Genomic DNA, 19,525 nt, shown 5'->3' with positions numbered 1-19,525 from the left:
CTGTGTCGCCCTTCCAAGCGCCACATCCTAATGAAGCCGCGTTTTCGGGCAACCACCAATTTCATCCTTGGGCTCATACAATTAACAGGCTGGAAAACAACATACCTAAGTTGTACAGTTCGCCTATTCGGGATAAGGTTTGGGGCTTTTCCCGGCAAGACCGCAGCAACGACCGGATCGTCATGCCCCTTCTCGTCCATTTCGGCATTCGTGCCAAACTCATCCTCATCTTCGTCCTGATCAAGGTGATCCCGCTTCTGGTCCTGGCGGGTTTCGCCTGGCGGGGGCAGGCATGGCTGGCGGAACGGGTCTCCGAGAACGTCACCGGCATGACTCGGGCCATGCGCGAGACCACCGAACTGGTGGTCAGCAGTACCACCAACTCGGCCATCAAGGCCTTGGACGACGCGGCCAGGGAAAGCCTGGAACGGCTGACCACCGACACCGCGCGCAATGTGGCCACCTTTCTCTACGACCGGGACGGCGACATCCGCTCGGCGGCCTTGATCGAGCCCAGCGAGGAAGCCTATCGCCGCTTCCTGCAGGGCCGCAGCCGTCTGATCGAGCGCCATTATCCCTGGGTCGTCACCCCGGACGGCACCAAATGGGTGCCCGGCCCCGAGGCGGTCCCCCATTACGACGCGCCTCCGATCCAGTCCTCCATCGAGGAAAACCGGCGCAACTTCAACTACCGCCCGGTCACCGAAGGCGGCCAGAAGGTGGAGCGGCCCCTCTTTCTCGAAATGACCTTCATCGGCCTGGATGGCCGCGAGAAGGTCAAGGTCACCACCTCGGATCTGGTCAGCCCGGAGCTTCGCGACGTATCGCGGCGTGAAAACACCTTCGTCAAGGCCGAGACCTATTTCAGCGCGCTTCGCGATCTGGGCCCTGACAATATCTACGTCTCCGACGTGATCGGCGCCTATGTGCCGTCCCCCATCATCGGCCCCTTCACCCCCAAGGCGGCGGCGGCGAAGAACATCGAATTCGCCCCGGAAAAGGCCGCCTTCGCCGGTACCGAGAATCCCGTCGGCACCCGCTTTCGCGGATTGGTGCGTTGGGTCAGCCCGGTGGTGCGCGGCGGCAAGACTGTGGGCTGGGTCAGCCTGGCGCTTGACCACGACCACCTGATGGAATTCACCGACCACATCCTGCCCACCAATGACCGCTATTCCCCCATCGCCGACGCGGCGTCTGGCAATTACGCCTTCATCTGGGACTACAAGGGCCGTTCGGTGGTTCATCCCCGCCACTATTTCATCACCGGATACGATCCTCGGACGGGCGAACCGGCGGTGCCGTGGCTCGATACCGGGCTCTACGCCCAGTGGAAGGAGAGCGGCAAGCCCATCGGCGAGTTCCTCAAGACCGCGCCAACCTTCCTCGATCAATCCCTGAAGAAGAAGGGCGCCCCGGAACTGGTCAAGCAGGGTCTGCTGGGCCTGGACTGCCGTTACCTCAACCACGCGCCCCAGTGCACCGGCTGGATGGATCTCACCAGCCAGGGCGGATCGGGATCGTTCGAGATCTCGTGGAGCGGGTTGTGGAAGCTGACCACGGCGGCGACCATTCCCTACTATACCGGCCCCTATGGAAAGTCGCAGCGCGGCTTCGGCTTCGTCACCATCGGTGCCAATGTGGACGACTTCCACGCCGCCGCCTCCAGGGAGAAGGAGCATACCGACCAGATCCTGGCGCTGCGCAACCGTGATCTGGAGGCCCAGTACAACGCGGTGATGGCATTGATCACCTCCCAGGTGGAAAGTCTGGCGCGGGAATTGTCCATCTCCACCGTGATCATGATCGCCCTGGTGGTCGGCATCGCCGTGTGGATGGCCTCGTTCCTGACCCGGCGCATCACCGCCGTGGTGGGCGGCATCCATCGCTTCAGCGAGCAGGAAACCGAATACCGGCTGCCGGTCCAGGGCCACGACGAAATGGCCAGCCTGGCCATATCCTTCAACCAGATGGCCGACCGCATCGGCGAATCCTTCGTCCGGCTGGACGAGGCACGCAAAAGGGCCGAGGAAGCCAGCCGCATGAAAAGCGAATTCCTGGCCAATATGAGCCATGAATTACGCACGCCCTTGAACGGCATCATCGGTTTTTCCGAGCTGATCCGCGACGAAGCCGCCGACGACGAGACCCGCGAAAACGCCGATATCATCGAAAAGAGCAGCCGTCATCTGCTGGAACTGGTCAACTCCATCCTCGACATCGCCAAGATAGAGGCTGGCGCCATGACCTTGGCGGTACAGGACGTGAAGCTGGCCCCCCTGGTGGCCGAGGCCGCCTCGGTTCACCACTCCGCCGCCCAGGCTAAGGGAATCACGCTGTCCAGCCAGGTCAGCGACAATTGCCCTGAAACCATCCGGGCCGATCCTCTGCGGCTGCGCCAGATCATCCACAACCTGTTGTCCAATGCCGTCAAATTCACGGAAAAAGGCGAAGTCTCGTTGAGCGTCGAGTTGGAGCCCGGCCATCTGATCTTCCGCGTTTCGGATACCGGCGCCGGTATCCCCGAGGGAATGCTCCATGCCATTTTCGAGAAATTCCGGCAGGTTGATTCGTTCCTCACACGCTCTCATAGTGGAACCGGCCTGGGACTGACCCTGGCACGGCACCTTGTCGAATTAATGGGCGGCACCATCGGCGTCCAGTCCACCGTCGGCAAGGGCACCGTCTTCCACTTCACCTTGCCCCTTCACCAGCCCGAGAGCTCCTCATGAAAAACGCCCTGGTCGTCGATGACAACGACGTCAACCGCATCCTGGCCACCCGCCTGCTGACCAAGGCTGGCTGGACGGTTTCGGATGTGGATTGCGGCGAGGCGGCGCTCAGCTTCCTGAGTAGCAATACCGTGTCGCTGATCTTGCTCGACGTCAGCATGCCCACCATGAGCGGCCAGGAGGTCTGCAAGCGTATCCGCGCGGAGAACCTGGGCGGCCCAGGGGTCAAGATCGCCGCCTACACCGCCCATGCCATGCCCGAGGAGGTTCAGGAATTCCTGGATTGCGGCTTTGACAGCGTCTTGCTCAAACCCATGTCGCGCGACCGCCTGACCTCCACCCTGACCGAACTGGGATTTTCCTGATGCGCCGCCGCCTTCTGCTTGTCCTGCCCCTCGCCCTCGGATTCGCCGCGTCCGCTCTGGCCGCCGAGCGTCCCACCCAGGATCAGATCCAGGCCCTGACGATCAAGGCCGCCGCCCTGGTCGCCGCCAATGGCGTCGAAAAGGCAAAAGAGGCTTTCCATCGCGAGGGTGAGTTCCGCTTCGGCGAGATCTACGTCAACGTCATCGACGCCAACGGCACCTGGCTGATCTATCCGCCCAATCCCCGGAACGAGGGCAAGTCCGTCCTCAACGTCAAGGACAGCAACGGCAAGCTGCTGGTCCAGGAAATCATCCAGGTGGCCCGGGACAAGGGCGAGGGCTGGGTGGAATACCACTGGCTCAATCCGGCCAGCAACCGCATCGAACCCAAGATCACCTATGTGAAGAACGTCCCCGACAAGGGCGTCATCACCTATATCGGGCTCTATAAGTAGGCGGAACGGCCCCGAAACGCCTCAGACGTTCTCCCCCACGAAAACCCGCGCCTTGCGCAGGAAGACCGAAACCTCCAGGCCCCGGCGCAGGCCCAGCTTGTCCTTGATGTCGCGCGAAACCTCGGCTTCCAGAATGGTGCCGTCGGGCAGTTCCAGCTCGGCACGCACCACCGGGCCCAGCACCATCACCTGACGGATTCGAGCCTGGGGAGCGTCGGGAGAGAGTTCCAGCACTTCCACGTCATGGGGACGCACGAAGGCGGTGCCGGGGCCATCCGCCCGGCTTTCGCCCACATGCAGGCCGCCCAACTGGGCATGCCCACCCGCCACCCGGCAGGGCAACGCGTTGACATTGCCCAGGAAGCGATAGACGAAGGGCGTGGCGGGGCTGTCATAGATTTCCGAAGGCGTGCCGATCTGCTCGATGCGGCCCTTGTTCATGACCACCACCTCGTCGGCCACTTCCAGGGCTTCTTCCTGATCGTGAGTGACGAAAACCCCGGTCAGGCCCATCTCGTCGTGCAGATGACGCAGCCAGCGGCGCAGATCCTTGCGCACCTGGGCATCCAGTGCACCGAAGGGCTCGTCCAGCAGCAGCAGGCGCGGCTCCACCGCCAGGGCGCGGGCCAGGGCGACGCGTTGGCGCTGGCCGCCCGAAAGCTGGCTGGGATAGCGCCCGGCCAAGCCTTCCAACTGCACCAGTTCCAGCAAGGTGTGGACCTTCTCGGTGATGGCGGCCTTGGACGGGCGGTCGGCACCCTTCCGCACCCGCAGGCCGAAGGCGATGTTGTCGGCCACGCTCATATGACGGAACAGGGCGTAGTGCTGGAAGACGAAGCCCACCCTGCGGTCCCGCGTTCCCAGCCCCGTGGCGTCCACGCCGCCCAATCGGACACGACCGTCATCGGGCTGTTCCAGACCGGCCAGAATGCGCAAAAGCGTTGTCTTGCCCGAGCCCGACGGCCCCAGCAGCGCCACCAGCTTGCCCTGAGCCACCCTGAGCGACACCTGATCCAGCGCGGCGAAATTGCCGAAGCGCTTGGAAATATTTTCAACCTCGATCATGTCCGACCCTTCAATGGCCAATGGCGGCAAGTTCGTCCCGGTGCCACCACTCGAGTACTGCTTTGAGCACCAGCGTGACAAGGGCCAGAACGGCAAGGAGAGAGGCGACCGCGAAAGCGCCGACGAAATCGTATTCATTGTACAAGATCTCCACGTGCAGCGGCATGGTGTTGGTCAGCCCGCGGATATGGCCGGAAACCACCGAGACGGCACCGAACTCTCCCATGGCCCGCGCGTTGCACAGCAAGACGCCGTACAGCAATCCCCAGCGGACATTGGGAAGCGTCACCCGCCAGAAGGTGGCAAGCCCCGAAGCACCCAGGGTAAGCGCCGCCTCTTCCTCTTCGCGTCCTTGCTCTTCCATCAGGGGAATCAGCTCACGCGCCACGAAGGGAAAGGTCACGAAGACTGTGGCCAGAACGATGCCCGGCACCGCGAAGATAACCTTGAAATCGTGATCCAGAAGCCAGGGCCCCAGCAGGCCTTGCAGCCCGAACAGCAGCACATAGATCAGACCCGAAATCACCGGCGACACCGAAAACGGCAGCTCGATGAGCGAAATCAGCAGACTCTTGCCGCCGAAATCGAATTTGGCGATGGCCCAGCTGGCCGCCAGCCCGAAGGCGATATTGAGCGGCACGGAGATGGCGGCCACCAGCAAGGTCAGGCGGATGGACGACCAAGTATCGTCGGTGGAAAGCGCGCGCAGATAGGCGCCCCAGCCCTTGGCGAAGGCCTCGGCCAGCACGGCGGCCAGGGGGGCCGCCAGGAACAGGGCCAGAAACGCCAGGGCCAGCAGGGTCAGACACCACCGCACCCATGCGGGCTCTCGGGTCGCGTTCATGCTCATGGCCTCAGCCCCCCATGCGCCCACGGCGCCATTTCTGCAACAGATTGACCGCCAGCAGTAAAGAGAAGGATATCCCCAGCATCAGGGTGGCGATGGCGGTGGCGCCCACGTAATCGTACTGTTCCAGCCTGGTGACGATCAGCAAAGGCGCAATCTCGGATATGCCGGGCAGATTGCCCGCGATAAAGATCACCGAGCCGTACTCGCCCACCGCGCGCGCCAAGGCCAGGGAAAAACCGGTCAGCAGGGAGGGCAGAATGGAGGGAAGGATCACCTTCACGAAGGTCTGCAACCGGTCTGCGCCCAGGGAAGCGGCCGCCTCCTCCAGTTCCATGTCCACATCGTGAAGCACCGGTTCCACCGTGCGCACCACGAAGGGCAACCCGATGAACACCATGGCCACCACCACGCCCAAGGGCGTGAAGGCCACCTTCACCCCCAAGGGCTCGAGCAGACTGCCCAGCCAGCCATTGGGCGCATAAAGGGCGGTCAGCGCGATGCCAGCCACGGCGGTCGGCAGGGCGAAAGGCAGATCGACAACGGCATCGACGAAACGGCGCCCCGGAAAGGGATAGCGCACCAGAACCCAGGCCACCAGCAGCCCGAACACCGCATTGATCAGCGCGGCAACCAGGGCGGCACCGAAAGACAGGCTCAGCGCCGATAGCACCCTGGAATCACTTAAGATCACACCCCACTGAGCCCAGGTCGTCCCTGCCGCCTTGATCACCAGCGCCGCCAGCGGCAACAGCACGATCAGCGACAGATAGGCCAAGGTGAGACCCAGCGTCGGGCCGAAGCCTGGAATGACGCTGGGTGCTCTGCGCGGCAGGGAAAACTTCAGGACAAGGGTGGCCACGCGCCCTGCTCCTACTTCTTCGCGGTGATGCGGTCGAACACGCCGCCATCGGCGAAGTGGGTGGTCTGGGCCTTGGTCCAGCCGCCGAACACGTCGTCGATGGTGAACAGCTTGACGGGGGCGAAGGTACCCTGGGTCTTCTTCACCACGTCCGGGTCGCGAGGGCGGTAGAAGTTGCGCGCGATGATCTCCTGGGCCTCACTGGTGTAGAGGTATTCGAGATAGGCCTGGGCCACGGCGCGGGTGCCGCGCTTGTCCACCACCTTGTCGACCACGGCCACCGGCGGCTCGGCCAGGATGGACAGCGACGGCGTGACGATCTCGAAGCCCGATCCGAACTCCTTTAAGGCCAGATGGGCCTCGTTCTCCCAAGCCAGCAGCACATCGCCCAGACCGCGCTGAGCGAAAGTGACGGTGGAGCCGCGCGCACCCGAATCCAGCACCGGCACATTCTTGAACAGGGCGGCCACGAAGGCCTCGGCCTTGGCAGCGTCGCCGTTGTTGCGGTCCAGCGCATAGCCCCAGGCGGCGAGATAGTTCCAGCGCGCCCCGCCCGAAGTCTTGGGATTGGGGGTGATCACCGAAACGCCGGGCTTCACCAGATCGCCCCAATCCTTGATCTGCTTGGGGTTACCCTTTCTGACCAGGAAGACGATGGTCGAGGTGTAAGGCGCTGAATTATAGGCCAGCCGCTTCTGCCAGCCCGTATCCAGCAGCTTGGCCTTATCGGCGATGGCGTCAATGTCATAGGCCAGCGCCAGGGTCACCACATCGGCTTCCAGCCCGTCGATCACCGAACGGGCCTGCTTGCCCGAACCGCCATGGGACTGGTTGATCTTGAGGTCCTCACCGCTCTTGGCCTTCCACTGGCGCACGAAGGATTCGTTCAGCGCCTGGTACAGCTCACGGGTGGGATCGTAGGAGACGTTGAGAAGGGTACGGCTTTCTGCGGCCTGGGCGCCGGGCATCATCGCCGCCAGCCCCAAGGCCAGCACCACCGCGAACAGGGTGGCCAGAGCCAAGCGCCGCGCCTCATCCTCATGAAATCCGATCATCGCACCCTCCAGTTCCACACAGACTTTCGTGTGTTTCTTTCTAAACACCACTAATCTGTAGACTACTGGGGTTGTAGAGTCAAGCGGATGGGATGAGCGTTTGAATGGCAATTGGATAAAGGGGGCATTCCCGCAAAAAGATCGTCATCCCCGCGCAGGCGGGGATGACGAAAAGAATGGAAGGCACCAACCCCTCACACCGATCCCAGGTCCAGCAATGCCTGTTGCTCGAACCCGCGACAGACATCCTGCAGTTGGATCGGGGACAGAAAGATCCCAAAGCCCATAAGGTCGTTGCGGATCTTCAGCATCAGGAATCCTTCGGTCGCCGAGGTGGAAACCCTGGCGAAATCGGCATCGAGAAGCAGGCGATGGTAATTCTGGCTGTCTTCATCCGTCAGATCGCAAACCCACCCGGCCAGCAGGCGGTTGCGCCGCGCCCTGACCCAGAACGCCGCCTCGTCCTTGCTGCGATAGGCCGCCTGGCTGGTCGCGCCCTTGGCATAAAAGGTATCGAGAATCGGCAAACCAGCCCCCCCTATTCCGGCCGTTCCGAGCGCAGCCGCTTGGTGACAGCGCGCTTCCCCTTGCTTTCCAGCCGACGTTCCTGCGACCCCTTGGTGGGCTTGGTGGGGCGGCGCTTGGGCGGTGGAGGCTTGGCGGCCTCGCGGATCATCTCCACCAGCCGCTCCAGCGCCTCGGCCCGGTTGCGCTCCTGGCTGCGGTGGGTCTGGGCGATGATGATGATCACGCCATCCAAGGTCAGACGGCTTCCCGCCAGCTTCTGAAGCCGCACGCTCACATCATCAGGCAGCGACGGTGACCGGCGGGCGTCGAAGCGTAGCTGAACCGCAGTCTCGACTTTATTTACATTCTGGCCGCCTGGACCGGACGAACGGACGAAGCTCTCCTCGATTTCCTTCTCGTCGATGGCGATGCGGTGCGTGATCTGGATCATCCGGCTTTATATCGACGGCGCAGGGAGTTCGTCCACTGGCTGGTGATGTGTCTAGCTATGACGTAGCAAGCGTGTTGACGTTCTGCCCGCCTGGCCCCGAGGAGCGGACGAAGCTCTCCTCGATTTCCTTCTCGTCGATGCTGATGCGGTGCGTGATCTGGATCATGGGATCAGCATCAAACACACGAATCTACTTCAGCAAGACGTTTTTCGACCGCAGGCTGAAAATTCGGGATAAAGCCACGAGGCAGCCACCCGCGCGGATTGATATACGCCGCGCTCTTTAAATGAAGAAATAAATTCACGAAGATCATCTAATGTATTAAAAGATATATCAGAAGTTTTCCTGATATAGTCCCAACCACCAAACGATTCCACCACTCGTTCCTGCGCCCGCTTGTCAGCGTAACCACCGATGATTATACTCGGGCCAGACGGCATCAAGAAATCTCTGACGCGCTTTCCGTCCTCGTATTGCTTGAACTCGCCCACACGCCCTATACCCTCGGCAACCCACTGCGCCAAAGTACCGTCAGCCTTGATCGGGGAAACATAAGCCCCATCACTGGATTTGATCGGCGCCACGACCACAATAGCCTGCGGCGCATCGGCACTCCCCCTGGCCACAGGCGCAACGCACCCCGCCAGAAACAGCGCAATCACTCCTACGGCAGCCCCCCACCGCGCGCCTGCCCGCAGCATATCAACGCGCCCCCGACTTTCGATCACCCACCACACCTGAAGATGAGAGAATGAAGTTAATATCTTCAACAAATGGATTTAACACGGAATTTGTTACATATTTACTCTTCTCATAGAAGCTTGCCGTTAGCCTTGTTTTTCCACCAATGCTATCAAGCCCAACTCTGAATTGACCTCCCCAAACATTCTTCACCATACTGAAATCATAGTGCACAATGACAACAAAATTGCCGCCACCATCATCAATAACATTTAACTCATTTCTATTTCCAGCAACTAATGTTGCCTTATAAACTTCAGACACAGGCTCCTTGAAATATACTTTATATTCTTGGAGCGGAACGGTGCCGCTATTGACATTCTGACCCAACGCCATAACCGGATTGACGGCAGGATCGCATGCCGTTAGCGACAGCATTGCCAATACCATTAAGGTGACGCGCCGCATCACATATTTCCTCGTGTCAGTATCCGCAGCTAACACACGGTGAATACCATGTGTTTGCACCTCTCAATAGATATTTTTGCGATTTCTCCTTGGCCTAGCTATGAGCCCCTGAACGTATTGACGTTCTGCCCGCCCGGCCCCGAGGAGAGGACGAAACTCTCCTCGATTTCCTTCTCGTCGATTTGGATGCGGTGCGTGATCTGGATCATCATGTTTTATATCGACGGGATCGGCCGCTCGCCCACAGGACTGAACCAAGGACCGTATATCCCGGCGAAGGCTTTCCTCGCCTTCGCCGGGATAGGGAAACCATCGGAAATCAAGCGGCTCGGACGCCGTCGAGGAAACGGCCGACCTCGCTGCGCAGATGTTCGGAATTCCGAGCCAGTTCTCCGGCTCCAGCCAGAACCTGTTGTGACGCCGCGCCTGTGGCATTGGCGGCCTCGGTGATGCCGATAATGTTTGAGGACACCTCCTGTGTTCCCTGGGCTGCCTGCTGAACATTGCGGGCAATTTCCTGGGTGGCGGCGCCTTGCTCCTCGACAGCCGAGGCAATGCCGGAAGAAATCTGACGAACCTGCTCGATCACGGAACCGATGCTGCGGATAGCCTCGACGGCGCGGCGCGTCTCCTCCTGCACCGTTCCGATCTGAGCGCTGATTTCCTCGGTGGCCCGTGCCGTCTGCGTAGCCAGGTGCTTCACCTCATTGGCGACCACGGCGAAGCCTTTTCCTGCCTCGCCCGCCCGCGCGGCCTCGATGGTGGCGTTCAATGCCAAAAGATTGGTCTGGGAAGCGATATCGGTGATCAGACTGACCACCTGACCGATCCTATCCGCGGCCTCGGCCAATCCCCGGACCATTTGGTTGGTTCGGTCGGTCTCTTCTGAGGCCATTTGCGAAATCCTGGCCGCCTCGGCGACCTGACGGCTGATCTCGCTGATGGAGGAAGACAATTCCTCGGCCGCACTGGCCACGGTCTGGACATTGGCGGTAGCCTGTTCGGCGGCGGCGGCAACCGTCGTGGCCTGAGCCTGACTCTGCTGCGCCGAGGACGACAAGCCCTGCGATGCTCCCTGCATCTGGCTCGCCTGGGCCGAAACGCCTTTGACGAGCCCCATCACGGCATTCTCGAATTGATCGGCCATTTCCAGCATGCCTCTCCGGCGCTCGTTTTCGGCCCGCGCCTTGGCGTCTTCTTGCTCCTTGCGCAAGGCGGCAACGCGGATGGCGTTATCCTTGAACACCTGGGCGGCATTGGCCATGTCACCGATCTCATCCTTGCGGCCAACGCCAAAGATGGTGATATCCAGATTTCCTTCGGCCAGTTGACGCAAGCAATCGACCCCTTTTCCGATAGGAGCGCTGACGCCGAAATTCCCGATCAAAAAGCCGAAAAGCGCACCAAGCGAGATGCCGATCAGCGCCACCAGCAATGTCATGGTTCTTGCGAAATCCGCGACCTTGTTGGCGTTAGCCACCCCCTCCGTTGACCTAGCGTCGAAATGGTCGCCTATGGCTCTCATGGAAGCTTGAAGCCGGTCGGCAACCGGCCGGCTCGACGTCACGGAACTGATGATGACGCTGCGCGCCTCGTTTGAATCAACGTCGCGGCCGTGCTGGCGGACCTTGGCAAAAGTGTCCTCCAACTCGGCGAGATAAGCCTTGTAATCCTCCTCGGCCTTGCGCAGCAGTTCCTTTTCCTGATCGGAGGCATCGGCCTTCAATTCGGCAATACCTGCTTCGAACTGAGCCTTGTACCCGGCGGATGCATCTTGAACGATTTTCATGGTTTCAACGGAGGGATCCATCCCCAATCGGTATTCAGCACGATTGAGGGTTAGAACCAGCTGATTGACCCGAGACGCCTTGAGGGCAAGGTCACCCAGCATATCCACATCCTTTGTCAGCGCCCCGAGCTTGCCGACATTGCTGTAGCCGATAGAGCCGACGACCCCAGTCATCAGCGCCATGACGGCAACCAGAACCATGATTTTGTACGTTACCCCAATATTGGCGAGCCTCACGGCGTCCTCCTGCGGTTCTATTTGAGACAACAAACTGTTGTTCACCCCAACTAGGAACGCAGCATGACGACCAAAACCACTCAGGCACAACCTTTGTTAGATCCAATAAGGCATGCTCGTTTTGCATGATATGATGAATTTTTGAATACACTTAAGAATATACGTACATTGCCATACAGTGACACTACTTACTTCTTTTAGGTCGGCCAATCCCGTACACTCCGCGTCCGTGCTGTCATCTTCGTACTCTGGTAGCATCGTCCTTCCCGCTCCTCTCCTTTCCCAGAGGATTGCCCGCCGTGCGAGTTGCCTGGCGCATTACCGGCATTTATGCCGCAGTTGGACTAAGCTGGATTTTCCTGTCGTCCTTGGCTGTGTGGATCAGCGTGGGCGAGCCTCCTGGGCTGGCCTCCCTGCTGGAACTGGCCAAGGGCTGCGCCTTTATTCTGGTGACGGCCGTCATGCTGCTGGTGCTGCTCCGCCGTTGGGAGGGCGAGTTGAACCGGCGCGGCAGGGCGCTGGAACAAAGCAACCGCGATCTTTCCGAACTCAACGCCCGTCTGTCGGGCATCATGCGGGACTCTCAGGATCTGATCGCCGCCTGGGACAGGGACAAACGGCTGACTGCCTTCAATCCCCGTTATCAGTCGGTGTGCTGGAGCTTCTTCCAGACGGACGTCAAGATCGGCATGCCCCTCGAAGAGATTTTCGCCAAAGCCCCTGACCGCCTTCGCCTGTTCTCGGAATGCTGGGACCGGACCCTGGCCGGAGAGTCCTTCGTCCAGTTGCAATCTCTGAGCGCGGACGGCGATACGGGCTGGTTTGAGACCAGCTATGGCTCCCTGGCCGGAGCCGATGGCCGCCCCTGCGGCGGCTTTCATATCGTGCGCGACGTCACCGATCGCGTCCGGGCCGAGGAAAACGGCCGTCTGCACGCGGAGAATCTGGCCAAGACCGTGGAAACCCTCACCGAGGCCAATGCCGAGCTGGAACGCTTCGCCTTCGTGGCCTCCCACGATCTGCAAGAACCGCTGCGCACCATCGCCTGCTTCGCCCAACTGGTGGAGCGCGATTACGGAGAGGGGCTTGACGATCGCGGGCGGGAGTACCTGGATTTGGTCACCGGCGGCGCCATCCGCATGAATCAGCTCATCAACGATCTGCTGGCCTATTCGCGCATCAGCCGCAGCGAAGGGCGGATGGCGGAAATTTCCGCCATGTCCGCCTGTGAAAGCGCATTAACCAATCTGCGCGAAGCCATCGATTCCAGCCGGGCGGAGATCACGGTCATCCCCCTGCCTAACGTCACCGCCGATTCGGTCATGCTGATCCAGGTTTTCCAGAATCTGATCGGCAATGCCATCAAATACCGCAAGGAGGGCTGTGCCCCCCACATCCAGGTGGCGGCCGTGCGCCAAGACCGCCAGTGGCTGTTCTCGGTCAGCGACGACGGCATCGGATTTGATCCCAAGGAGCAGGATGTGTTCGAGCTGTTCCGCCGCCTTCACCCCCATTCCAGCTATGCCGGAACCGGTGTGGGACTGACCATCTGCAAGCGGATCATCACCCGCCTGGGCGGTCATATCTGGGTGGAATCGAATCCCGGCGCGGGAAGCGTTTTCCGCTTCACCCTGCCGCTGGCCGATGAGAGCCTGCCAGTTCCCCCGCAATCTTGAGCGCCGCCTCGAAATCCGGCTGAACCACGCAAGGCCCAGCCGCATACATCAGATTCTCCGCCAGACCGAAATCCTCGACCAGCATCCCGTGCTGGCGGCAGAACGAACGCCCATCCTCATCCTGGTCGTGGGGGACCCGATCCTTGTAGGGGCGCATATCCTCGGACCAGGCCACCACCGGCTTGCCCAGCCCCTCGGCATAGCCCATCTCCCAGGTGGTTCCCGGACAGGCCCCGGGCCCGCGAAAGGGCGAAACGCAGGCGATGACCACATCGCATTCCTTGATCCGCGCCATATTGCCAGAGCGGATCAGGGCCGCCAGTTCGGCTGGCGGCAGGGCTGAATGCTCCGCCTCGGGCTCGAACGGCGCCACGCCTTCCATACCGTGCTGGCCGCACATCTCGGCCAGATAGTCGAGCAGGGCCTTCGCCGCCGGATGAAACACCGCCGGACCGGCGAGATAGGCCTTGGGCTTATGGGTCATGGGGGAGAAATTCCGTATGGCAGATAATGGGATCAGGCCAGGACGTTCAGGGCGTCCTTCTCCGTCTTGGCGATGCTGGAAAAGGTCCGGGCGGCCAGGACATATGCTTGCTTCGCCTGATCGAGGTCGATCACCTGGCGGGCAAGATCCACCTCGCCCTCCGGCGGCAGCGGCACATAGGAGGCCCCGGCCGGGCTGACCGACACCACCTGCCCCCTCTCGGCCTGATAGCCGGGCGTGGTGACATTGGCGATATTGTCGGCGGCGGTCTGGGCAACCCGCGACTGGGTGGCAAGGCCACTGAGCAGTGTCGTCGAGGCTATGGAGGAAATCATGGCAATCCGGCCGCCTGGGTTAGCAACCCATCATGCGCCCGAGATGGCGCATTAGGCAAGGTGATCGCCGCCAGACGGGCCAGCATTCGGCCCGCATCGGGCCGCCCAGCGGGATCGGACTCCAGACACTGGGCCAGAAGATCGGCGAAGTCCGACGGGATTCCGTCCACCGCCGCCAGCCGCCGACGGTCTGGAAAATGGCCGGTCAGCATACGGATGCCGATCACGCCGAGCGAGAATATGTCCGAGCGGTCGGTGGCCCGGCTGGCATTGGCGTATTGTTCTGGACTGATATATTCGCGGGTGCCGAACCATTCCGTTCCCGGCGCATCGGGCTCGTCCGGCGGCTTGGCCATGCCGAAATCGGTGATCTTCACCCGCGCGCCGTCGCTGCCCATCAGCAGCAGGTTTCGCGGCTTGAGATCGCGGTGAACCACTCCACGCCGGTGGATCTCCACCAGCCCCGCCAACACCTGCAGCAAAACCTCCCTGGTCCGGGCGGGCGAAGCGGAACAGGCGGGAACACCATCCTCCACCGGGCGCCCGTCAAAGATATCGGCTCCGATTTCATCGCGAAGGGATTGGGGCAGATACTGCATCAGCAGACACGGCCGTCCATCTTCGGCGTGATCGAAGCGAATCACCGGCACGATATTGGGATGATCAAATCCGGCCTGCAACCGGCCTTCCTGGTAGAAGCGGCGCCGCCACTCGGCGATGGGAAAAGGCGCGATGATGCCGTTCTCGTCGGGTTTGGGCGTGAAGGCCTTGATCGCCACGGCCCGGCGCAGCGCCAGATCCTCGGCCAGCCAGATCTCCGAAAAATCCGTCACCGCCACCAATCGGTGGAGCCGATATCCCCGGATCTGCGGCGCGCCCGATGCCCTATCCTCGTCCATTCCCCCTCCCCGCCCCCACGAAAATGGGCCTGCCCGCCTTGGCCAAGGCGGGCAGGCCCGATAACGCGTTCACCCCATCCTTAATACTTGATGGTCTCGATATTGGTGAACTCGATTTGCGTATCACCATGGTTGGAGTGCACCGTGATGGTGCCCGCCTTGTCCTGACCAAGCTCGATGGCGCCTGCGGCGTGATGATCGCCGTCCGACGCCACGGTCCAGCTATGGTTGTCGGCCGTGGTGATGGTAATGCTGGCACCGTCATGCATGTCGGTGGACAGGTCGATAGTGTCGGTCCAGGTTGCCCCGGCACCGCCATTGACGATGTCGTGACCGGCGCCGAAGTCGAACATGAAGGTGTCGCTGCCATCCTGGCCCATCAGGTTATCGCTGCCAGCGCCCGCCACGATGGTGTCGTTGCCGGCACCGCCATGGATGGTGTCGCCGCCATTGCCCGCGACCAGCAGATCGTCGCCGCTGGCCGACCAGATGACGTCGTGGCCCGTGCCACCGGCCACGGTCAGGTTTCCGTAATCGTAGTGGCTGGTGGTCATGTCCAGGATGGCGTTGTCGCCATCGCCCATCTGGATGTGGTCGTAGCCGCTGATATGCTGCTTGCCGTCAGCGCCTTCCAGGGACATGTAGTCGTTGCCAGCCGCCCCGATCAGGGTGTCGCCGCTATGACCGTTATAGAACTCGTCATGGCGGTTATCGCCCGCGATGCTGAAGCGGTCGCCGGTGCCCGCATGGCCGCCATTTCCGACGTCCAAGGCGCTCCAGCTGCTGCTCCAATCCGTGCCGTTGTCGCTGGCATGGACGACATGCCCACCATTGGAGCCGCCGCCGGAGATGGCATCGATGGACCAGGATCCGTTGGCGCCCCAGCTCTCATCGCGGCCGCCGCCATCGCCCCAGCCGACGGCATGACCGCTGCCGGTTCCGCCGCCGCTCTTGCCGCCCTGGGACCCGCCGGTCACATGAACCGATACGCTCTGGGTGGCGGTGCCGCCCTCGCCGTCATTGACCTGGACGGTAAAGGTATCGGTGCCGCTCCAGCTGGTATCGTCGGCATTGTAGAAGAACGAGCCGCTATTGGCGTCCAGAACCAGACTGCCGTGATGGGTCCCGCCCGCCAGCACCGAGTAGCTCAGCGTGTCGCCGTCCACGTCGGTGGCGGTCACCTGGCCGATATTGGTGGTGTTGGCATGGGCGTCGTCGATGTTCAGCGTCGCCGTGGTATGGGCGGCGTCGATCACCGGCGCGTGATTGGGATCGACCACATTCACGGAAACGGTGGCGGTATCGGTGCCGCCGTGGCCATCGCTGACCGTGTAGTCGAAGGTGGCGGTTCCGTTGAAACCGGCTTCGGCGGTGAAAGTCACGTGACCGGCATTATCCATGCTGACCGTACCGTGATGGGCGCCGCCGACCGCGGTAATGCTCAGGGCATCGCCATCGGCATCGGTGTCGTTGGCCAGCAGGTCGGAAGCGTTGATCACAACCTTGTGGTCGGTACCGGTGGCGATGCGGTCATCGACCACGGTCTCGCCAGCATTGCTGCCCACGCCCACCAGGGTGGTGACCGAAACGTCACCGCCATGGGCCTCGGTCGAATGCACCGTGGTGGTGAGGTTCAGACTATTGGCCGACACCGGCGCGTCGGTGACCAGGGTCACCGTCACCGGCGAACCCGAAGACACGTTAAGCGTATAACTGCCGTCCGAATTCGGCGTCAGAGCCTGACCGTTCAGTTCCAGATGGCCGCCCGCCGGGATATTGGCGATGGTCACCGGCGACAGCGTCTCGCTGCCGTCGCGGTCGTTGAGAGTCGCCTGAACGGTGATGGGCGTCTCGTAGCTATGGGTCGTGGTGGTGGTGGTCACCGTGGTGGTGGCCTGGAAGGCCGTGGCGTCGCCGATCACCTGCCCGTCGGAGAACTTGATGTTCTCGAAGTCCTTGACGTAGCCCTTGATGCCGTTGACGTTGGCATCCCACTGCGCCTTGGTTACGCCGGTCAGTTCGATGGAGTCGGTGCCCGACCCGCCGCTCACCGTCGCCCACAGATTTTGGCCGGTGATGGTCAGGTGGTCGTCACCCGAACCCATATCCACATTGGCGCTGATGGCCCCGCCAATCTTGACGGTGTCGTTGCCAGCACCAGCATTGATGGATGCCCAGTCGTTGCCCTTGACCTCCAGATAATCGTCACCAGAGCCCAGATTGGCCGTGGAGCTAAGATCACGGCCGACCAGGACCCGGTCATTGCCTTCGCCCGCATCGATGCTGGCATTGGCGGAACCGCCAATCTGAAGGTCGTCGTCGCCCGATCCCAGGCTGACATTGCTGTTGAGGCTACCGACGATCTTGACGTCGTCGCTGCCCGAACCGGTGCTGATGGAGGCACTGGCATCGCCCCCCACCTGCAGGCGATTATCACCGTTACCCAGATCGATATTGCTGTTCAGCGCACCACCCACCCGGACGGTGTCGTTGCCCGCTCCGCCAACCACCGAGGCGTTGACGTCGGCGCCAACGTCCAGGGCATTGGTCCCTGCGCCCAGGTCGATCTTGGAATTGACGCTGTGGCCAATGGTCACCTGATCGTCACCGGCTCCGGTGCTGATGCTGGCATTGTTGTCATGGCCGACGCTGATCACATCGGCATTGGCCGTGCCGTTATTGGCCGTGTTGAGGTCGTTGGACACGGTGGTGGTCGGCGTGGCGGTGGTCGGGTCGGACATGGAGTCCAGGCCGCCCCAGCTCACCTGATTGCCGGTCACCACGGTGGTGGTGGTCGTGGTGGTATGCACGTCGTCCACGGTGGTTCCCATGGCGACCGACAGGGCCGGTCCCTGAGCCATATTATCGATATGACTGTCGTCTCCGGCCACCGGCGCATGGTCGAAAGCCGCCACTGCGACGCTGACCGAGGTACTGGCCGTGGCCAAAGCCGCGTTGGGATCGGATTCGGTGGAGGTCGCCACGGCCCCCAGGGTGAAGGCGTGGGAATCGGCTGGCACCTGCAGGGTCAGGCCATCGATATGACCACCGGGCAGCGACCAGGTCCCGTTACCGGTATTGGTGCCGACCACAGTGCCGTTCGCATCCATAACGACCGCGCCCTCGGGCAGACCGTTCAGGGTCACCGCCAAGCGCTCCGAACCATCGGTATCTGTCAAGCCGGACGATACGTTCAGAGGATAATTGACCACCCTCTCACCCGGCTCGGCCACGTCGTAGCTGATGGAGTGGATCAGATAGTCGTTGTCGCCGCCGCTGGGCGCCGAGAAGACGATCTGGTCGAAACTGCCACCATTGGCGGCGGTCAGGCTGATGGCCGGATCGACGTTGTCGGTGATGCCGGTGACCGTGCCCTCGCCCACCTTCACGCCGTTCTGATACAGGTCGTAATGGGCGTGTTCCTGGTTGTTGAGCCAGGCGAAGGAGACATTGGCCGAGGAAACGTCATTGTCAAAATTGACGACGATCTTCTCGGAATGGCCGCCGGACTGGCCCAATTCCGTCTGGTCGCCCGAAGCGTTTCCGGTAACGCCGAACCCGGCCGGCCCGCTATGGGTCGAAAGATTCCCCGCGCTGCCGTCCAGATTCAGGGCGGAAACGGTAAAGCCGCTATTGGTGGCATGCATGTTGGAAGTATCGATGGTCACATGCTCGGACACGCCGGGCAGGGTCACCGCCGAACCGCCACCCAACTGCAGGCTGAGCGTCGGGGCATCGGCCACGGCATCGGCATGCACGTTGACCGCCTGGGTCAAGGTGCCGCCATGGCCGTCCGACACCTGAACATTGAAGCTATCGTTGCCCGCCCAATTGGCATTGGGCGTAAAGGTATATTCACCCGTCGCCTGATTGATGCTGACCGTGCCGTGGTCGGTGGCAAGGCTTGCGACCGCGTTGCCATGGCTGTCGACCAGCGAGTAGCTGAGCCTGTCGCCCGTATCCACGTCATGGGCGCTGACCGCGCCGCGAATGGCGTTGTCCTCGGTTCCGTGACCACCCGATACCAGATCGACCACCGGCCCGTCATTGGAACCGGTGATGGTCACCGCCACGGTGCTGGGGGCCGAAGCCGCGCCGTGATTGTCCACGGCCACCACCTTGAAGCTGTCGCCCAGGGTCTGGCCGACACCCAGGCTGGAATCGCCGGTGGGGGTGAAGGTGTAATCGCCGGTGGCGGTATTGATGCTGACCGTGCCGTGGGCCGTGGTCAGGCTATCCACCTGATTGCCGCTGGCGTCCATCAGGTGATAGCGGACCGTATCGCCCGTATCCACATCCGCGCCACTCGCATGGCCGGTGATGGCGGTATGGTCGTTGGCGGTGGTGACGTTGGCCACGCTGACGGTCGGGCCGTCATTGGAACCGGTGATGGTCACCGCCACGGTGCTGGGGGCCGAGGCCGCGCCGTGATTGTCCACGGCCACCACCTTGAAGCTGTCGCCCAGGGTCTGGCCGACACCCAGGCTGGAATCGCCGGTGGGGGTGAAGGTGTAATCGCCGGTGGCGGTATTGATGCTGACCGTGCCGTGGGCCGTGGTCAGGCTATCCACCTGATTGCCGCTGGCGTCCATCAGGTGATAGCGGACCGTATCGCCCGT

General features: G+C 61.8%; 18 protein-coding genes. 4 read left to right on the top strand and 14 right to left on the bottom strand.

All coding sequences use genetic code 11. From position 1 onward, the window contains the following. Positions 1-182 precede the first annotated feature (182 nt). From CCC_RS08800 to CCC_RS08790, 3 genes are read left to right on the top strand one after another with little or no spacing between them, the layout of a single operon-like run. Complete coding sequence (locus CCC_RS08800) at positions 183-2,729, top strand: sensor histidine kinase (protein WP_041040912.1); 2,547 nt, start codon at positions 183-185, stop codon at positions 2,727-2,729. Further along, positions 2,726-3,094, top strand: a complete 369-nt coding sequence (locus CCC_RS08795) for a response regulator (protein ID WP_009868676.1) — start codon at positions 2,726-2,728, stop codon at positions 3,092-3,094. The genes CCC_RS08800 and CCC_RS08795 overlap by 4 nt, the downstream gene beginning before the upstream one ends. After that, complete coding sequence (locus CCC_RS08790) at positions 3,094-3,549, top strand: cache domain-containing protein (RefSeq protein ID WP_009868675.1); 456 nt, start codon at positions 3,094-3,096, stop codon at positions 3,547-3,549. Before CCC_RS08795 ends, CCC_RS08790 begins: the two co-directional genes overlap by 1 nt. A 21-nt stretch (positions 3,550-3,570) precedes the next feature. Here CCC_RS08790 and CCC_RS08785 read toward each other — a convergent pair whose 3' ends face one another. The 10 genes from CCC_RS08785 to CCC_RS08755 form a co-directional block, all read right to left on the bottom strand. Then, positions 3,571-4,614 (bottom strand): sulfate/molybdate ABC transporter ATP-binding protein, encoded by a 1,044-nt coding sequence (locus CCC_RS08785; protein WP_009868674.1) that lies wholly within the window; start codon positions 4,612-4,614, stop codon positions 3,571-3,573. A 10-nt stretch (positions 4,615-4,624) separates the two neighbouring features. Beyond that, entirely contained in the window at positions 4,625-5,464 is an 840-nt protein-coding gene (gene cysW, locus CCC_RS08780; protein ID WP_009868673.1) for a sulfate ABC transporter permease subunit CysW, read from the bottom strand. A gap of 4 nt (positions 5,465-5,468) precedes the next feature. Beyond that, positions 5,469-6,323: a sulfate ABC transporter permease subunit CysT gene (gene cysT, locus CCC_RS08775; RefSeq protein WP_009868672.1), complete on the bottom strand. Its 855-nt coding sequence runs from the start codon at positions 6,321-6,323 to the stop codon at positions 5,469-5,471. Positions 6,324-6,334: 11 nt separating this feature from the next. Continuing rightward, positions 6,335-7,378 (bottom strand): sulfate ABC transporter substrate-binding protein, encoded by a 1,044-nt coding sequence (locus tag CCC_RS08770; protein WP_041040910.1) that lies wholly within the window; start codon positions 7,376-7,378, stop codon positions 6,335-6,337. Between the two features lie 194 nt (positions 7,379-7,572). After that, positions 7,573-7,905, bottom strand: coding sequence for an ATPase inhibitor subunit zeta (locus CCC_RS08765; RefSeq protein WP_041040908.1), 333 nt, complete (start codon positions 7,903-7,905; stop codon positions 7,573-7,575). An 11-nt stretch (positions 7,906-7,916) separates the two neighbouring features. Next, positions 7,917-8,336: an alternative ribosome rescue aminoacyl-tRNA hydrolase ArfB gene (gene arfB, locus CCC_RS08760; protein ID WP_009868213.1), complete on the bottom strand. Its 420-nt coding sequence runs from the start codon at positions 8,334-8,336 to the stop codon at positions 7,917-7,919. Between the two features lie 55 nt (positions 8,337-8,391). Next, positions 8,392-8,502 carry a peptide chain release factor-like protein gene (locus CCC_RS21725; RefSeq protein ID WP_082036563.1) on the bottom strand — a complete coding sequence of 37 codons (111 nt, stop codon included), beginning with the start codon at positions 8,500-8,502 and terminating at the stop codon, positions 8,392-8,394. 29 nt (positions 8,503-8,531) lie between these two features. Then, positions 8,532-8,999: a hypothetical protein gene (locus tag CCC_RS22135; RefSeq protein ID WP_152619745.1), complete on the bottom strand. Its 468-nt coding sequence runs from the start codon at positions 8,997-8,999 to the stop codon at positions 8,532-8,534. A gap of 40 nt (positions 9,000-9,039) precedes the next feature. Beyond that, positions 9,040-9,486 carry a hypothetical protein gene (locus tag CCC_RS22130; protein ID WP_152619744.1) on the bottom strand — a complete coding sequence of 149 codons (447 nt, stop codon included), beginning with the start codon at positions 9,484-9,486 and terminating at the stop codon, positions 9,040-9,042. Between the two features lie 319 nt (positions 9,487-9,805). Then, complete coding sequence (locus CCC_RS08755; RefSeq protein ID WP_041040906.1) at positions 9,806-11,512, bottom strand: methyl-accepting chemotaxis protein; 1,707 nt, start codon at positions 11,510-11,512, stop codon at positions 9,806-9,808. A gap of 299 nt (positions 11,513-11,811) precedes the next feature. On the opposite strand from CCC_RS08755, the gene CCC_RS08750 reads away from it, so the two are divergent. Beyond that, positions 11,812-13,188, top strand: coding sequence for a sensor histidine kinase (locus CCC_RS08750; RefSeq protein WP_041040904.1), 1,377 nt, complete (start codon positions 11,812-11,814; stop codon positions 13,186-13,188). Here CCC_RS08750 and CCC_RS08745 read toward each other — a convergent pair. The 4 genes from CCC_RS08745 to CCC_RS08730 form a co-directional block, all read right to left on the bottom strand. Further along, positions 13,139-13,672 (bottom strand): nucleoside 2-deoxyribosyltransferase, encoded by a 534-nt coding sequence (locus CCC_RS08745; RefSeq protein WP_009868210.1) that lies wholly within the window; start codon positions 13,670-13,672, stop codon positions 13,139-13,141. The genes CCC_RS08750 and CCC_RS08745 overlap by 50 nt on opposite strands. A 32-nt stretch (positions 13,673-13,704) precedes the next feature. Then, complete coding sequence (locus CCC_RS08740) at positions 13,705-14,007, bottom strand: flagellar basal body protein (RefSeq protein WP_009868209.1); 303 nt, start codon at positions 14,005-14,007, stop codon at positions 13,705-13,707. Continuing rightward, positions 14,004-14,906 carry a serine/threonine-protein kinase gene (locus CCC_RS08735; RefSeq protein ID WP_052473055.1) on the bottom strand — a complete coding sequence of 301 codons (903 nt, stop codon included), beginning with the start codon at positions 14,904-14,906 and terminating at the stop codon, positions 14,004-14,006. The genes CCC_RS08740 and CCC_RS08735 overlap by 4 nt, the downstream gene beginning before the upstream one ends. Before the next feature lie 80 nt (positions 14,907-14,986). Continuing rightward, a partial coding sequence (locus CCC_RS08730) for a beta strand repeat-containing protein (protein ID WP_041040894.1) occupies positions 14,987-19,525 on the bottom strand: 4,539 nt, incomplete at its 5' end.

The sequence above is a fragment of the Paramagnetospirillum magnetotacticum MS-1 genome (assembly GCF_000829825.1).
GTDB classification, from domain to species: Bacteria; Pseudomonadota; Alphaproteobacteria; order Rhodospirillales; family Magnetospirillaceae; genus Phaeospirillum; species Phaeospirillum magnetotacticum.
This window is presented reverse-complemented; position numbering and strand designations above follow the sequence as displayed.

Excerpts from the sequence above, each read along its gene's own strand:
- CCC_RS08790 (WP_009868675.1), top strand. The coding sequence starts at position 3,094 with ATGCGCCGCCGCCTTCTGCTTGTCCTGCCCCTCGCCCTCGGATTCGCC.
- CCC_RS08740 (WP_009868209.1), bottom strand. The coding sequence starts at position 14,007 with ATGATTTCCTCCATAGCCTCGACGACACTGCTCAGTGGCCTTGCCACC.
- CCC_RS08800 (WP_041040912.1), top strand. The coding sequence starts at position 183 with ATGCCCCTTCTCGTCCATTTCGGCATTCGTGCCAAACTCATCCTCATC.
- CCC_RS08795 (WP_009868676.1), top strand. The coding sequence starts at position 2,726 with ATGAAAAACGCCCTGGTCGTCGATGACAACGACGTCAACCGCATCCTG.
- CCC_RS08785 (WP_009868674.1), bottom strand. The coding sequence starts at position 4,614 with ATGATCGAGGTTGAAAATATTTCCAAGCGCTTCGGCAATTTCGCCGCG.
- cysW (WP_009868673.1), bottom strand. The coding sequence starts at position 5,464 with ATGAGCATGAACGCGACCCGAGAGCCCGCATGGGTGCGGTGGTGTCTG.
- CCC_RS22130 (WP_152619744.1), bottom strand. The coding sequence starts at position 9,486 with ATGCGGCGCGTCACCTTAATGGTATTGGCAATGCTGTCGCTAACGGCA.
- CCC_RS21725 (WP_082036563.1), bottom strand. The coding sequence starts at position 8,502 with ATGATCCAGATCACGCACCGCATCAGCATCGACGAGAAGGAAATCGAG.
- arfB (WP_009868213.1), bottom strand. The coding sequence starts at position 8,336 with ATGATCCAGATCACGCACCGCATCGCCATCGACGAGAAGGAAATCGAG.
- CCC_RS08745 (WP_009868210.1), bottom strand. The coding sequence starts at position 13,672 with ATGACCCATAAGCCCAAGGCCTATCTCGCCGGTCCGGCGGTGTTTCAT.
- CCC_RS08770 (WP_041040910.1), bottom strand. The coding sequence starts at position 7,378 with ATGATCGGATTTCATGAGGATGAGGCGCGGCGCTTGGCTCTGGCCACC.
- CCC_RS08735 (WP_052473055.1), bottom strand. The coding sequence starts at position 14,906 with ATGGACGAGGATAGGGCATCGGGCGCGCCGCAGATCCGGGGATATCGG.